The sequence below is a fragment of the Georgenia sp. G2120 genome (genome assembly GCF_055326485.1).
The window spans coordinates 304,181-319,387 of the sequence record NZ_JBUZNL010000002.1 but is presented as its reverse complement, the minus strand read 5'-3'; the positions used below and the strand labels follow the sequence as shown (position 1 = coordinate 319,387).

Genomic DNA, 15,207 nt, shown 5'->3' with positions numbered 1-15,207 from the left:
AACGCCAGTGAACGACACGACCGCCGCGGGCACGACCGCCGCGAGCACGGCGCCCGCGGGCCCCACCATCTGGCTCGTCGCCACGCTCGCGCTGCTCTCCGCGGTCTCCCCGCTGGCGACCGACATGTACCTGCCCGCCTTCCCACAGATGCAGGACGACCTCGGGACGACGGCAGCCTCCGTCCAGCTCACCCTCACCGCGTTCATGGTGGGGCTCGCGCTCGGCCAGCTCGTCATCGGCCCGCTCTCCGACGCGCTCGGTCGGCGCGGGCCGCTGCTGATCGGCACGATCGTCTGCCTGGCGGCGAGCATCGCCTGCGTGCTCGCCCCGAACGTCACGGTTCTCGTCGTCATGCGGTTCGTCCAGGGCATGAGCGGCGCGGCCGGGATCGTCCTGTCCCGCGCGGTCATCACGGACATGACCCGCGGGGCACGCACCGCCCGGCTCATGAGCCTGATGATGGTGGTCGGCGGCCTCATGCCCGCGCTCGCCCCGAGCATCGGCGGCGGCATCCTCGCGGTCGGGGACTGGCGCACGATCTTCCTCGTGGTGTGCGCGCTCGTCGGCGTGATGGTGGTGCTCGTCGTCGTCGTGGTGCCCGAGTCCCTGCCCGCCGGGCGGCGCGGGTCCGGGGGCCTGCGCCGACTGGTGGTCGGTGCCGGCGAGGTCCTGCGCAACCGCACCTACCTCTTGGCCACCGGCGTCTTCACCCTCGGCTTCGCGGCGTTCTTCGGCTACATCTCGGCCTCGCCGTTCGTCCTGCAGAACATCCTCGGCCTGGGCGAGCTGCAGTACGCGGTCGTGTTCGGGGTCAACTCTCTCGGCATCATGGCCACGGGCGGCCTGGCGATGAGGCTCGCGGGTCGGGTGCCGATCCTGTCCGTCGTCGGCGTGGGTCTCGCCCTGCTCGCGGCCGGCGCCGTCGCGCTCCTCGTGCTCGCGCTCGTCGGCCCCACCCTCGTCCCGACGCTCGTCGCGATGTTCGTCGTCGCCGCCTCGATCGGGCTGTTCATGGGCAACTCGTCCGCGATCGCGATGCAGGCCCTGACCTCCTCGGCCGGGACCGGTTCGGCGGTCCTCGGCGCAGCCCAGTTCCTCCTCGCAGGACTCATCTCGCCGATCGTCGGTATCAACGGAGAGGACGACGCCGTGCCGATGGGGCTCGTCCTCGTCGTCGGATCGGCCCTCGCCTGGGTCTCCTACCTCGCGCTGCGCCGCGAGCCTGCCGGGTCGGACCGCACGACGACGAACCTCGCCTGACCGCTCCCGATCGCCCGGTGCCCGCGGGCGGACGTGGATGCGCCCCCGTCCGCGCGGGGGGTCGGGGCGCGGCCGTCGTGCGCGGGGCTCAGCCCAGGAGGCCGGGCAGCTCGTGCAGCGAGCTGATCCGCCAGCGCGCCCCGCCGTCGTCGAGATCGAGTCCCGGCGTGACGACCGCGGCGCTGTCGACGCCCGCCGCACGGGCGGCCTCGGCGTCGATCGGGCGGTCACCGACGGCGAGGCAGTCCGCCGGGTCCAGCCGGTGCCGGCCCAGCACCTCGGAGTACATCGTGGGGTCCGGCTTGCGCGGGAACCCGTCCGGCGCGCACAGGAGGTCGTCGACCTCGAGCCCGAGGCTCGTCAGGAGGCTCGTGGCGCTCGCCCGGTCGCGGTGCGTGACCACGAGGTTGAGGCCGCCGAGCGCACGGGCCGCGGCCATCGCCTCGCGCGCGCCGTCCATCACGGGTGGGGGAGTGCGCACCCAGCCGGCCTTGAGCTCGGCCTGCGACTCCTCGAGCTCGGCGGCGTCGATCTCGTAGCGCCGTGCCAGCTCCTCGACGGCGACCCCGGTCGAGCGCCTCGTCAGTGCCGCGACCTCGTCCGGCGTCACCTCACCACCGTGGCGCCGGACGACCTCGACCATCGCGGCGTCGACCGCGGGGTAGGTGTCGACCAGGGTCCCGCCCATGTCCCAGACGATGTGTCGCCGCATGCGCCCAGTCTGCACGTGCGGACGGTTGCCCGGTGGTCGGGCACGACCCGCGCGACCGGCCCGACCGCCCGTACCGGCGCCCTCGGCACGCTCTGCCGGGTCCCGGCACCCTGCCGGGTCCCGGCACCCTGCCGGCGGCTGCACGGATCCGTGCCGCTGCGCGCCCGGCGACCCGCCGGCGACCCTGGGCAGACGGCCGGTGCGGTGGTTGGATGACCACATGGACACACCCTCGGGCGAGTCGCGGATCGTGAACGCCAGCGCGGAGGTCGCGGCACCGGCCGCCGAGATCTTCGAGCTCATCGCCGTGCCCGCCAACCAGCCGCGCTGGGACGGCAACGACAACCTCGTGCGGTCGTCCCGGTCCGAGCAGGTCCGCGAGGTCGGCGAGGTCTTCGAGATGCTCAACACGAGCGGCAAGGTGCGCGCCAACACGATCTCCGAGCTCGAGCAGGACCGGCTCATCGCCTGGATGCCCGGCGGGGTCGGCGAGGAACCCGCCGGGCACGTGTGGCGCTGGGAGCTCGAGGAGATCGGCGAGGGCCGCACGCTCGTCACCCACACCTACGACTGGACGCAGCTGCACGACGAACGCCGCCACGAGCGCGCACGCTCGACCACGAGCGCCAACCTCCTCGCCTCGATCGAACGGCTCAAGGCGCTCGCGGAGAGCTGACCCGCGACCCGGCGCTGCGCGACCGTCCGGCTCAGAACACCGGCTTGCCGCCGGTGACGCCGAGGACGGCGGCGGAGACGTAGCTCGCTTCCTCCGGCGAGGCGAGGAACACGAAGGCGCCCGCCACCTCGGACGGCTGGCCCGCCCGTCCCAGCGGAGTGTCACCACCGAACGCCGGCATCGAGTCCGCGCCCTTGGTGGCGGGTTGGAGCGGCGTCCAGATGGGACCGGGAGCCACCGCGTTGACGCGGATCCCGCGTTCGCCCAGCTCCTGCGCCAGGTTGACCGTGATGTTGGTGATCGCCGCCTTCGTCGACGCGTAGTCGATGAGGCTCACCGACGGGTCGTAGGCCTGGATCGAGGCGCAGTTGATGATCGAGGATCCGCGGCCGAGATGCGGCAGGGCCTCCTGGGTGATCCAGAACAGCGCGTAGAGGTTGACCTTGACGATCGCGTCCATCTGCTCGGTGGTGACGTCCGCGATCCCGTTCTCGCGACGTGCCCACTGCGCCCCGGCATTGTTGACGAGCACGTCGAGACCGCCGAGTCCCGCGACGGCGTCGCGCACCACCGTCCGGGCCGTCGCCTCGTCCCGGATGTCGCCCGGGACGAGAACGGCGCGTCGTCCCGCCCGTTCCACCCACGCCGCGGTGTCCTCGGCGTCGGCCTGCTCGTCGGGAAGGTAGGACAGCGCCACGTCGGCGCCCTCACGGGCGTAGGCGATCGCCACGGCGCGACCGATGCCGGAGTCGCCACCGGTGATGAGCGCACGGAGCCCGGCGAGCCGGCCGTTCCCGCGGTAGGACTCCTCCCCGTGGTCGGGTCGGGGCTCCATGGCGGCGGTGAGACCGGGCGGTTCCTGCTCCTGGGCGGGGAACCCGCCGTCCTCGCCGGCCAGCCGTGCGGCGTCGGTGCCTACTCGGTGGAGGTCGTTCTCGCTCATGTCTCCAGCCTCGCACCGGGGGGTCGGTCGCGCGAGTGGAGGCGGGTCGGTTCACCGGGAGGCGCGGTCGTGCGAACGGAGGCGTGGATGGATCCGCCGAGCTGACCCGGACGCACCGCGGCCCCGACGCATCTGCGTCGGGGCCGCGTGGCCGGCCCGTGGGCGGGCCGGGGCGATCGGGGGCGGATCAGCTCGCGGGGGCCAGCGACGTCTCGTCGTCGGCCGCGAGGTCCGGGGCGACCTGCTCGAGGATCGCGCGCTCGACGGCCGTGTCCGCGGCGCTCTCCTCGATCTCCAGCCCGATGGCGAGCTCGCTCACCAGCGGCACGAGGGCGTCGCGCATGAGGGTGCGCTCACCGAAGGAGATGCCGGACTCCTCCTCGCGGCGGCGCAGGTCGCGGACGACCTCGGCCACCTTGACGAGGTCGCCGGACGCGACGCGGTCCTGCGCCGACTTCATGCGGCGGGACCACACCTTCTCGAACGGCAGCGAGTCGGCGACGAGGACGTCGAAGATCGCCTCGATGCGCGTGGTGTCCATGACGTCCCGGACCCCGACCTCGTCGAGCATGTCGACCGGGACCGCGACCGTGAGGTCCTGGCCGAGGACCTCGAGCCGCGCGTAGGAGATCTTTCGTCCCTTGACCGTCCTGCTGAACACCGAGTCGACGGTGCTCGGTCCGTGGTGGGGGTGGACGACGGTCTGACCGGGAACGACGGGCATGGATCTCCTCTGCTCGGGACGACCGGTCCGGCCGCCCGCTCGCGCGGCGGTCGTCCGGACGGCGGCGGATCGCTCGCGGCGCTCGTGCGGACATGGGCACAGACGATTCGGTGAACCGTCCGAAACCTACGGACCTGCCGGACAATTATGGCACAGTGCCGCCGAAAATGCCAGTGTGATGTCGTCCGCTAACCGGTGACGAGGTTCGCGGCACACTGACTGGCAGGCTGGGGCCATGGCGGACGCGGAGATGTACATCGTCAACTACCGGTGGGCCGAGGCGGGCCCGGAGCCGTGGGACGAGTCGTCGATCGTCACCCTGCGGGCGGACCTGGTCTCGTCCGGGGACGGCAACGCGGTGTGGTCGGCGATCGAGGGGTGGTGGTCCGACTCGCTCGAGAGGACCGACGACGACGCGCCCACCGCGCACGAGGGTGGGTGCGTCGTCCCACGTCCGGAGCGTGCCGGGCCACGGATCGTCGTCCTGCTCCGCGCGCGCGGCGAGGCGGCGTTCGACGAGATCGCCAGGTTCGCCGCGTGGGTCCACCGGTTGGCGACCGTGGCCGAGCCCGCGGTGGCCATCACCTGGACCGAGCTCCCGCACACGAACGCCGGCGACGAGTCCCGGGCGCTGGAGATCCTGCACGGCCCGGCCGGACAGGCCGGCAGGGCCGGGTGAGCGTCGTCGTCGAGGGACGGGAGGCGGGCGCGAGGATGCGGGACCTCCGACGGCGCCCCGGGGGTGTGCGCCGCCGTCGCCTCCCGCATGACGGCGGCAACCGACCGGCGCGACGCCGTGTGAGCGACGCAACGATCAGGGCGTCGAACGGGCGACGACGCGCCGATAACGGTGACCTGCGACCGACCTCCCGGCCCGGCGATGCATCGAACAGCGCTGCATGTACTTACAGTGTGTGGCATGGCTAGACAGCGGACGTACGACGACACCCTGAGGGACCGCCTGATCGACGAGGCGGCCCAGGTGATCGCCGACCACGGGGTGCAGGCGCTCTCGGTCCGCGACGTCGCCATGCGCGCCGGGACCACGACCAATGCGATCTACACGTTCTTCGGCAGCCGTGGCTCGCTGGTCGCCGAGGTGGTGGCCAAGGCTGACGAGTCGTTCGTCGAGGCCCACCGGGTGGCCGCGGGCGAGGGGGCCGACCTCCTCGACCTGTACGCCATCGGCAAGGCATACGTCATGTGGGCGGTCGAGTACCCCACGATGTACGTCATCCTCACCGACCGCGCGGGCGCCCGGCTCGACCCGCCGCCGTGGGCGCCGCACATCGAGCACGGCGCCTCCGAGGACGGCGCGCCGATCGTGCGCACCGTGAGTCGGCTGATGGCCGAGGGCGTGCTCACCGCGGCCGACCCGGTGCTCGTCAGCACCTACCTGTGGGCCGGCGTGCACGGATACGTCGAGGTCAACCGCCTGCTCGACGGCCAGGTCCCGGACGGGTACGACCTCGTCGAGTACCTCCACGCGCTCATCGCGCCCTGGGTGGCCACCGACGCCGACGGGAAGCCGGTCGTCGACCTCGACGAGATCGGCCGCGGGGTCTGACGAACGCGCCGACGTCGGTCGTCGACGTCCGGCGTCGAGCGCAGTCGGGCTCGTCGCCCGGGCCCGGGCGGGTCGGGGCAGGAGCCCCGGCGCGGGTCAGGCCAGCATGAGCAGGCTGAGCGCCATGACGGCCATGCCGGCGAGCAGTCCGTAGACCGACCAGTGGTGGTGCCCGTACGCCTCGGCGGTCGGGAGCAGCTCGTCGAGCGAGATGAACACCATCACCCCGGCGACGGCGGCCAGCGCGAGGCCAGTCACGGTAGGCGTGAGGAACGGCGCGAGCAGGCCGAACCCGATGAGGGCGCCCGCCGGCTCCGCGAGGCCGGCGAGGAACGCCCACCGGAGCGCGGTCCCGCGCGAGCCCGTCGCCCGTCGGATGGGGACCGCCACGGCGATCCCCTCGGGCACGTTGTGGATGGCGATCGCCACCGCCACCGGGATCCCGATCTCCGGGTTCTCCAGGGCGGTGATGAACGTGGCGAAGCCCTCGGGGAAGTTGTGCAGGCCGATCGCCACGGCGGTGAACGTGCCCATGCGCAGCAGCGAGGCCGCCTCCCGCTCCGCCGCGGTCCGTTCGACGGGCGGCACCTCGTGCGGATTCGCGGCGCCCGGGACGAGGCGGTCGATGATCGCGATGACGGCGATGCCCCCGAAGAACCCGGCCGTGGTCGCCCACGCCCCCGGACCGTCTCCCAGCGCGCCGCCGAGCTCGGCCAGGGACCCGGGCAGGATCTCGACGAACGAGACGTAGATCATCACGCCCGCGGAGAAGCCGAGCGCCGCCGAGAGGAACCGGTCGGACATCGCGTGCCGGGACAGGGCGACCAGGGCGCCGACCGTCGTGGCCAGGCCCGCCCCGAGCGTGAGCAGGAACGCGAGCACCGCACCCTCGGGCACCGCCCACCTCCTCGTCGTCCTGCGGCCGTGCCGCCGTCGGGCCCCGGGAGCCGCTCGGCCCCGGCGCGGACGACCGCCCACCGGTCACCCCGGTCAGGGTAGGCGGGGGAGAGGGTGGCGACGGACGGCGGCGCACCCCGTCGACGCCCGCCGATAGGCTCGAGACGGCACACCCGACCGACGAGGAGCAGCGACATGTCCTACGACAACCCGTACGCGACGTCCGGCGGCCCCGAGCACGGCCGGGGGGACGGCGCCCCCAGCTCCGACGAGCGCACCTTCGCAGTCATCGCGCACCTCTCCGCGCTCGCCGCGATCCTGCTCTCCGTCGGCTGGCTCACCTTCCTCGGCCCGCTCATCGTGTGGCTCGTCCTGCGCGAGCGGGGCCCGCTGGTGCGCGCCGCCTCGGCCGGCGCCTTCAACTTCGCGATCGGGATCACGATCATCGGCATCGTCGCCTGGGTCTGCTTCTTCACACTCATCCTCATCCCGGTGGCGATCATCCTGTGGATCATCGCGTTCGTCGCCCAGGTGTGGTGCTCGATCCGCGGCGCCATGGCGGCCTCCCGGGGCGAGCTCTACCGCTACCCGTTCCAGGTGCGCATCCTCGGCTGACCGGGCGCCGCGCCGGGCGTCACCGGTCGCGCGGGAGCGGCTCGACGCCGCCGGTTCCCGGTGTTCTCGCAAGTCAGGGGCGTTACGAGAACATAACGAAAGAAACTCAGATGTTCCCGGGATGCGCGCGCCGCTTCGCGAGCATGGTTACAGTGCGCCTCAACCGTGACGGACAACGACCCGTTCGCGCGGACATGACGGCTGGTCAGGCCACCCCCGTGGCCGTGACCACCATCCTGAGGAGGAACATTGAAGATCCGGCGCTTCACCGGGCTCGTCGCGGCTTCCGCCGCCACCGCCCTGGTCCTGGCAGCCTGCGGAGGATCGTCCGACGACGACAACGGCGGCGACGACGACACCACGCAGACGGACGGCGCGGGCGGCGACTCGCCCGACGACGACCCCGACGCTCCCGGCGGCGACGCCGAGGGTCTCAACGAGTCGACGCAGATCAGCCTCGGCTGGAACCAGCACTTCTACGAGTACAACGGCAACACGGAGACCGGTAACGCGGCCTCGAACAACAACATCCTCCACCTGATGAACAACGGCTTCGCGTACTTCAACGAGGAGCTGGAGTTTGTGCCCAACGAGGAGTTCGGCACGATGGAGCTCGCCGACGACGGTGTGACGGCGACCTACACGATCGCCGACGGCGTCACGTGGTCCGACGGCACGCCGGTCAGCGCGGTCGACGTGCTCCTGCAGTGGGCCGCCACGTCCGGCCACCTCAACACCGTCGAGGCGGAGACGGACGAGGAGGGCGAGGTCACCAACCAGGACGAGCTCGACGCCGGCGTCTACTTCAACGGCACCTCGCCGACGGTGGCCTACTTCCAGCCCACCCCGGAGATCTCCGACGACTACACGACGCTCACCGCGACGCTGAGCGAGCCCTTCGCCGACTGGCAGTTCCAGCTCGCGTCCGGCTTCGTCCCGGCCCACGTGGTCGCCATGCGGGCCCTCGACATCGACGACCCGCAGGAGGCGCTCGACACGCTCGTCGAGGCGATCCAGACCAACGACACCGAGGTGCTCTCGCCCGTGTCCCAGTTCTGGAACGAGGGCTTCCAGTTCGACGGCGCGCTGCCGGACGACGAGCTGCTCTACCTCTCCAACGGCGCCTACCTCCTGACGGAGATCAGCGGCGAGGAGTACGTCGTGCTGACCGCCAACCCGGACTACCAGGGGTCCCACGCGGCGACCTTCGAGACCGTGACCGTGCGCTTCAACGGTGACCCGAACGCTCTCGTGGACGCCATGGAGAACCAGGAGATCGCGGTCGTCTCCCCGCAGGCGACCTCCGACCTGCTCACGCGCGTCGAGGGCCTCGGCGAGCCGTACACCTTCACCCAGGAGGACACGGCGACCTACGAGCACATCGACCTCGCCCAGAACAACGAGGGCCCGTTCGACCCGGCCACCTACGGCGGCGACGCGGAGACCGCGCGCAACGTCCGCGAGGCCTTCCTGCGCGTCATCCCGCGCCAGGAGATCCTCGACCAGCTCGTCATCCCGCTCAACCCCGAGGCCGAGATCCGCAACAGCCAGACGCAGGTCCCCGGATCCCCGTACTACGACGAGATCGTCGAGGCCAACGGGATGACGTCCTACGACGAGCCCGACGTCGAGGCGGCCACGGCGCTCCTCGAGGAGGCCGGCGTCGAGACGCCGATCGAGGTCCGGTTCATGTACGACACGGCGAACAGCCGCCGGTCGAACACCTACCAGCTGCTCGCCTCGGCCTACGAGGAGTCCGGCCTGTTCACGCTCGTCGACGCGGGCTCGACCGACTGGGGCTCGCTCCTCGCGGACACCACCGTCTACGACGCGGCGCTGTTCGGCTGGCAGTCCACCTCGACGGGTGCGACCAACTCCCAGGCCAGCTTCTACACCGAGGGCATCAACAACTTCTACGGCTACTCGAACCCCGAGGTCGACGCGCTGTGGGACGAGATCGCCACGACCGTCGAGCCGGAGGACCAGGCTCCGCTCCTCGGTGAGATGGAGGCCCACCTCGTCAACGACGCGTTCGGCCTGGTGCTCTACCAGCACCCGGGTCTGACGGCGTGGAACAGCGACGTGGTCGAGGAGATCACGCCGATCACCATGGCGCCGACGATCTTCTGGAACTACTACGAGTGGACCCCGGGCGGCGCCGCCACGGCAAGCTGACCCAAGCCGTCACGCCTGACGGATCGACGAGAGGCGCCGGGACCCCGGTTCCGGCGCCTCTCGCGTGCCCGGAGGACACCCCAGCGCGCGTGCCTCAGGACACCCCGACGAACGTCGTTCGTCATCACAGAGCCGCGTGTAGGCTCCCAAGCCACGTGCCCCAGCGAGAAGGTCTCACCACATGATTCGGTTCCTGGTTCGGCGAACAGCCACCGGGCTCGTCGTCCTGCTCGTCTCGAGCTTCCTCATGTACGGCATGCTGTCGGTCTCGATCAACCCGCTGCAGGACCTCGAGGAGTCGACCGCCCCGAACAAGGCGCAGCTCATCGCCCAGCGGATCCAGGACCTCGAGCTCGACCGGCCGTGGATCGCGCGGTTCTGGGACTGGCTGACGGGCGTGGTCACCGGCGACCTCGGCGTGGCGTGGCGCAGCGGGCGTGAGGTCGAGTCCGTCATGGGCGACGCCCTCATCGACACGCTTCAGCTGGTCACCGCGGCGACGTTCCTCGCGATCTTCCTCGGCGTCGCGATCGGTATCGCCTCGGCGCTGCGGCAGTACTCGACCTTCGACTACGTCATCACGCTGGTCTCGTTCGTCCTGTTCTCGCTCCCCTCGTTCTGGGTGGCGGTGCTGCTCAAGCAGGGTGGCGCGATCTGGTTCAACACCTTCCTCGCCGACCCGACCCTCAGCTACACGACGATCATCGTCATCGGGGTGCTCACCGGACTCTTCTGGTCGCTCGCCGTGGGCGGCGACGTCCGCCGCCGCCTGACGGTCGGCGGCATCGCGGCCGCCGCGTCGATCGCCGTGTTCGCCTACCTGCAGGAGAGCGGGTGGTGGAGCGAGCCGCACATCTCCGGCGTCCTCTTCCTCCTCCTGTCGCTCGCCACAGCTCTCGTCATCACCCTGCTGACCACGGGCCTGTCGAACCGCCGCGCGCTGCTCACCGGCGTCGCCGTCGTCGTCGTCTTCCTGGCGCTCCACCGGTGGATCAGCCACGGGCTGTTCGTCGACCTCACCGACTCGATGACCTGGGGCATCATCGGCTTGTTCGTGCTCGGCGCCGTCGTCGTCGGCATGGCGGTCGGCGCGGCCTTCCGCGGGCCGGACTGGGTGCAGTCGATGCGCGTCGGCGGGATGACCGGCGGCATCGTCATGGTGTTCATCGTCATCGACCGCTGCATGCGCGCCTGGCCGGCCTACTTCAACGCCAACGCGATCAGCGGCCGGCCGATCGCCACGATGGGCTCGGACACGCCGAACCTCGGTGGCAACTTCTGGATCCAGGCGATCGACATGTACACCCACCTGATCCTGCCGACCCTCGTGCTCATGCTCATCTCGTTCGCCCAGTACACGCGCTACGCGCGCGGCTCGATGCTCGAGGTCCTCGGCCAGGACTACATGCGCACGGCACGCGCGAAGGGCCTCAACGAGCGGACCGTGATCATGCGGCACGGGTTCCGCAACACCCTCATCCCGCTCGCGACGATCGCCCCGGTCGACGTCATCACCCTCTTCGGCGGCGCCATCATCACCGAGCAGATCTTCGGCCGTCCCGGGATGGGACGACTCTTCGTCGACTCCCTCAACGGCGCCGAGATGGATCCGCTCATGGCCTACATCGTGCTCACGGCGGCTCTCGCCGTGCTGGCGAACATCGTGGCCGACATGCTCTACGCCGCCCTCGACCCACGGATCAGGCTCAGCTGATGACTACTCCCCACACGCCCGAGACGCCCACCGGGGCGGACGAGTCGCGGTCCAGCCGCGAGGAGAACGAGCTCGAGCTCCGCGACGTCGCCGGCCTCACGCAGGGCCAGATCGTCCGGCGCCGGTTCTTCCGCCACGCCGGCGCCATGGTCTCGCTCGTCTACCTCGGACTCATCACCATCCTCGCCTTCACCTCCGTCGGCTTCCTCGGGATCGACGGCTGGTGGCAGTGGGGCGCGCGCGACCGCGACCCGGCCGGCAACGTCAACGAGCTCGGTGCCCCGACGCTCGAGCTGTTCCCCGACGGCGGCGGCCTCATCTCGATCGGCACGCACCCCTTCGGGCAGAACGAGATCGCCCAGGACCTGTTCGCGCAGGTGATGTACGGGATCCAGACCTCGCTGCTCGTCATGGCGATCATCGGCGTCATCGCCGCGGCGATCGGCGTGCTCGTCGGCGCGCTCTCGGGCTTCTTCCGCGGCTGGATCGACAACCTGCTCATGCGGATGACCGACCTCGTCATCACGGTGCCGACCGTCGTGCTCGGCGCGGTGCTCGGCACGCTGCTGGGCAACCCGCACACGATGGACCGGATCTACAGCATCCCGCTGTTCGGGACCGTGCTCGGGTGGATGTCCTTCCCCGTGCTCTTCGCGATCGTGCTCGGCCTCGTCCTGTGGACCGGCATGGCGCGACTCGTGCGCGGCGACTTCCTCGCCCTGCGCGAGCGTGAGTTCGTCGACGCCGCGCGGGTGGCGGGTGCCTCGAACTCGCGGATCATCTTCAAGCACATCCTCCCCAACGCCATCGGCGTGGTCATCGTCAACGCGACCCTGCTCATGGCGTCCGCCGTGCTGCTCGAGACGTCGCTGGCCTACCTCGGCTTCGGCATCCTGCCGCCCGACTACTCGCTGGGCTGGATCATCTCCGAGTACCAGGGGGCGTTCGCGACCCGCCCCTGGGCCTTCTGGTGGCCCGGCTTCTTCATCATCTCGATCGCCCTGTCGATCAACTTCATCGGCGACGGCCTGCGGGACGCGTTCGACCCGCGGCAGCGCCGCAAGCCCTCGGCCCGTGCGCTCCGCCGCGCCGAGCGCGGGGCCGCCGACCGCAAGGCCGAGCAGGTGGCCGCCGCGACGAGCGCCGGCTCCGCGGCCGGCACGGTCGACGACACGGACGACCGGCGATGACGGTCGCCGTCCCGGGCTCAGCCCAGCAGCAGCGCCAGCACCACGAGTGCGGCCAGGGCGCCGAGCGGGAGCACGTTCCAGCTCGTCGACACCGGCGGCACCGGTGCGTCCGCGTCCAGGTGGCCGTCGCGGCGCAGGGCGTCGCGTCGCGCGGTGATCGCCGACGCGACGACCTCGGCGGTGCCGTCGTGCCGCTCGACGGGGGCGGCCCCCGGCTCGCGGACCGGCGTCTCGTCACCGCCGGACCGGTCCTCGACCTCCGGCTCGCTGCCGCGACCACGCCGCAGGCGGCGTGCCGAGGCCGACGACGCCGGCACTGCCCAGGAGCCGAAGCGCCCCTCGTCGGTCACGACGGTCAGCGACCAGCGCGACTCGACGTCCCGCAGGGCCGGCCAGGGCACGTGGACGTCCCGGAGCAGATCGAGCACACCGATCCCGCCGTCGGAGACCTCGACCGCGGGGCGCCACCACACGACGTGCAGGACGAGTGCGGCGCAGGCGATCCAGGCCAGCGCTCCCGGCCCGACGCCGTCGACCAGGACCATGACGGCCGCCAGGGCGCAGACGACCCAACCGGCGACGGCGATCGGCCGGGCCGCGCGCGTACGGAAGACCAGGGTGGGTCGCATTCGTCGATCCTCCCACCTGCGAGCGGCACAGCCCGTGCCCCGCTCGCCGGCACGACCCCGAGGATGACCACGTGACTGAGACCATCGAGACCACGCCCTCCGCGAGCCGGTTCGCGGACCAGGACCCCATCCTGCGGGTGCGTGACCTGACGATCGAGTTCCTCGTCGACGACGAGTGGTTCACCGCCGCCGAGGACCTCAGCTACGACGTCCACCCCGGCGAGGTCCTCGCGATCGTCGGCGAGTCCGGGTCCGGCAAGACCCAGTCCTCGATGTCGCTGGTCGGCCTCCTGCCGCCCAACGGCCGGACAACCGGCTCGGCGCGGCTCGGGGAGACCGAGCTCGTGGGCCTGCGGGGCCAGCGACTGCGCAACGTCCGTGGCGACGAGATCGCGGTGATCTTCCAGGAGCCGATGACGGCGCTCAACCCCGTCTACACGGTCGGCTTCCAGATCGTCGAGACGCTGCGCACGCACCAGTCGTTGCTGCCGGCGGCGGCGAAGAAGCGGGCGATCGAGCTCCTCACGCTCGTCGAGATCCCCGAGCCCGCGCGTCGCTTCGACTCCTACCCGCACCAGCTCTCCGGCGGCCAGCGACAGCGGGCGATGATCGCCCAGGCGCTCGCCTGCAACCCCCGGCTGCTCATCGCCGACGAGCCGACGACCGCGCTCGACGTCACCGTCCAGGCGGAGATCCTCAAGCTCATGCGGGACCTGCGCGAGCGGATCGACGCGGGCATCATCCTCATCACCCACGACATGGGTGTCGTCGCCGACATGGCGGACACGATCCTTGTGATGAAGGACGGGCAGATCGTCGAGCGCGGCGTCGCCGACGAGATCTTCCACCGGCCGCAGCACCCGTACACCCGCCAGCTGCTGTCCTCGGTGCCCCACCTGGGCTCCCACACCTCCGCGGACGAGTCGTTCGCCCCGGAGGCGGAGGACGGCACCGGCGGGGCGCGGCCACGGACCGACCGACTCGAGGTCAGCGACCGCGACGCCGCGCCGTCCCCGTCCGGTGCCACCGCGGGCACCGCCGAGGTCACCCCGGTCATGCGGGCCGAGGACGTCGTCCTCGAGTACCCCAAGCGCGGCCGGCAGAAGGCCTTCGTCGCGGCGGAGGACATCAACCTCCACATCAACCCCGGCGAGGTCGTCGGTCTGGTGGGGGAGTCGGGCTCCGGCAAGACGACGATCGGCCGCGCCATCGTCGGCCTGCTCCCGGTGAAGTCCGGGTCGTTGGTCGTCGACGGCATCGAGATGCGCGGGGCGAACCGGTCCGCGCTCAAGCCCCTGCGCAGCCGGGTCGGCATGGTCTTCCAGGACCCGGGCTCGTCCCTCAACCCGCGCCTGCCGATCGGCGAGTCGATCGGCGAGCCGCTGCTGCTCCACACGGAGCTGTCGAAGGCGGAGCGCAACACCCGGGTCGAGGACCTGCTCGACAAGGTCGAGCTGCCGCGCGTCATGCGCAACCGCTACCCGCACGAGCTCTCCGGCGGCCAGCGCCAGCGCGTCGGCATCGCCCGCGCCCTCGCGCTCGAGCCGACGATCCTCGTGGCCGACGAACCGACCTCGGCGCTCGATGTCTCCGTCCAGGCCCGGGTGCTCGAGCTGTTCAGCGAGCTCCAGCGGGAGACCGGGTTCGCCTGCCTCTTCATCAGCCACGACCTCGCCGTCGTCGAGATGCTGTCCTCCCGCATCGCCGTCATGCACAAGGGGCACCTCGTCGAGACCGGTCACTCCGGCCAGGTCGTCAACGACCCGCAGCACCCCTACACGCAGCGGCTCATCGCGGCCGTGCCGGTGCCGGACCCCGACGAGCAGGCGAAGCGCCGTCGCACGCGCGACGCCGTCCTCGAGGCCTACGCCAAGGCAGGCGAGGACGGGGAGGTCGTCGTGGACTCGCCGACCGACCGGGACGACACGGTGCGCCGCGCGGAGGAGCGCGACAGCGTGGAGGCCCTCGACCGTCTCGACAACGAGGGCCACGACGCCCAGGACCCGGGCTCGTCCGAGCGCAAGCACTGACACCGAGCTCCGCCCGTTCGGGCCCGCTCGTAGGCCCGGGTCGGGGGAATCACGGCCGCGGGGCAGGACGGGGG

At 71.4% G+C, this 15,207-nt stretch carries 14 protein-coding genes; 9 read left to right on the top strand and 5 right to left on the bottom strand.

Annotated elements, in window-relative coordinates:
* The first annotated feature begins 7 nt into the window (after positions 1-7).
* Entirely contained in the window at positions 8-1,261 is a 1,254-nt protein-coding gene (locus ACZLMO_RS03575) for a multidrug effflux MFS transporter (RefSeq protein WP_463652854.1), read from the top strand.
* Positions 1,262-1,349: 88 nt separating this feature from the next.
* Here ACZLMO_RS03575 and ACZLMO_RS03570 read toward each other — a convergent pair whose 3' ends face one another.
* The gene (locus tag ACZLMO_RS03570) at positions 1,350-1,973 is read right to left on the bottom strand and encodes an HAD family hydrolase (RefSeq protein ID WP_463652853.1); all 624 of its coding nucleotides are present in this window, start codon (positions 1,971-1,973) and stop codon (positions 1,350-1,352) included.
* A gap of 220 nt (positions 1,974-2,193) precedes the next feature.
* Between ACZLMO_RS03570 and ACZLMO_RS03565 the strand changes: the two genes are divergently transcribed.
* Positions 2,194-2,649 (top strand): SRPBCC family protein, encoded by a 456-nt coding sequence (locus ACZLMO_RS03565; protein ID WP_463652852.1) that lies wholly within the window; start codon positions 2,194-2,196, stop codon positions 2,647-2,649.
* A gap of 31 nt (positions 2,650-2,680) precedes the next feature.
* On the opposite strand, the gene ACZLMO_RS03560 is transcribed toward ACZLMO_RS03565, so the two are convergent.
* Both ACZLMO_RS03560 and ACZLMO_RS03555 read right to left on the bottom strand, forming a co-directional pair.
* Positions 2,681-3,592, bottom strand: coding sequence for an SDR family oxidoreductase (locus tag ACZLMO_RS03560; RefSeq protein ID WP_463652851.1), 912 nt, complete (start codon positions 3,590-3,592; stop codon positions 2,681-2,683).
* 187 nt (positions 3,593-3,779) lie between these two features.
* Positions 3,780-4,316: a CarD family transcriptional regulator gene (locus ACZLMO_RS03555; RefSeq protein ID WP_463652850.1), complete on the bottom strand. Its 537-nt coding sequence runs from the start codon at positions 4,314-4,316 to the stop codon at positions 3,780-3,782.
* Positions 4,317-4,551: 235 nt separating this feature from the next.
* Here ACZLMO_RS03555 and ACZLMO_RS03550 point away from each other — a divergent pair, with 235 nt between their 5' ends.
* Positions 4,552-4,995, top strand: coding sequence for a hypothetical protein (locus ACZLMO_RS03550; RefSeq protein ID WP_463652849.1), 444 nt, complete (start codon positions 4,552-4,554; stop codon positions 4,993-4,995).
* 240 nt (positions 4,996-5,235) lie between these two features.
* A complete protein-coding gene (locus tag ACZLMO_RS03545; RefSeq protein WP_425715658.1) occupies positions 5,236-5,883 on the top strand; it encodes a TetR/AcrR family transcriptional regulator in 648 nt (215 codons plus the stop codon).
* 96 nt (positions 5,884-5,979) lie between these two features.
* Here the strand turns inward: ACZLMO_RS03545 and zupT are convergent, their stop codons facing one another.
* Positions 5,980-6,780, bottom strand: a complete 801-nt coding sequence (gene zupT / locus ACZLMO_RS03540; protein WP_463652848.1) for a zinc transporter ZupT — start codon at positions 6,778-6,780, stop codon at positions 5,980-5,982.
* A 195-nt stretch (positions 6,781-6,975) separates the two neighbouring features.
* On the opposite strand from zupT, the gene ACZLMO_RS03535 reads away from it, so the two are divergent.
* The 4 genes from ACZLMO_RS03535 (at position 6,976) to ACZLMO_RS03520 (ending at position 12,474) form a co-directional block, all read left to right on the top strand.
* Complete coding sequence (locus ACZLMO_RS03535; protein WP_463652847.1) at positions 6,976-7,395, top strand: DUF4870 domain-containing protein; 420 nt, start codon at positions 6,976-6,978, stop codon at positions 7,393-7,395.
* A 249-nt stretch (positions 7,396-7,644) separates the two neighbouring features.
* Positions 7,645-9,570, top strand: a complete 1,926-nt coding sequence (locus ACZLMO_RS03530) for an ABC transporter substrate-binding protein (RefSeq protein ID WP_463652846.1) — start codon at positions 7,645-7,647, stop codon at positions 9,568-9,570.
* Between the two features lie 181 nt (positions 9,571-9,751).
* Positions 9,752-11,284, top strand: coding sequence for an ABC transporter permease (locus ACZLMO_RS03525; RefSeq protein WP_425715654.1), 1,533 nt, complete (start codon positions 9,752-9,754; stop codon positions 11,282-11,284).
* Positions 11,284-12,474 (top strand): ABC transporter permease, encoded by a 1,191-nt coding sequence (locus tag ACZLMO_RS03520; RefSeq protein WP_425715653.1) that lies wholly within the window; start codon positions 11,284-11,286, stop codon positions 12,472-12,474. Before ACZLMO_RS03525 ends, ACZLMO_RS03520 begins: the two co-directional genes overlap by 1 nt.
* 17 nt (positions 12,475-12,491) lie before the next feature.
* On the opposite strand, the gene ACZLMO_RS03515 is transcribed toward ACZLMO_RS03520, so the two are convergent.
* Entirely contained in the window at positions 12,492-13,103 is a 612-nt protein-coding gene (locus ACZLMO_RS03515) for a hypothetical protein (protein ID WP_425715652.1), read from the bottom strand.
* Between the two features lie 71 nt (positions 13,104-13,174).
* Between ACZLMO_RS03515 and ACZLMO_RS03510 the strand changes: the two genes are divergently transcribed.
* The gene (locus tag ACZLMO_RS03510; RefSeq protein ID WP_463652845.1) at positions 13,175-15,133 is read left to right on the top strand and encodes an ABC transporter ATP-binding protein; all 1,959 of its coding nucleotides are present in this window, start codon (positions 13,175-13,177) and stop codon (positions 15,131-15,133) included.
* Positions 15,134-15,207 lie beyond the last annotated feature (74 nt).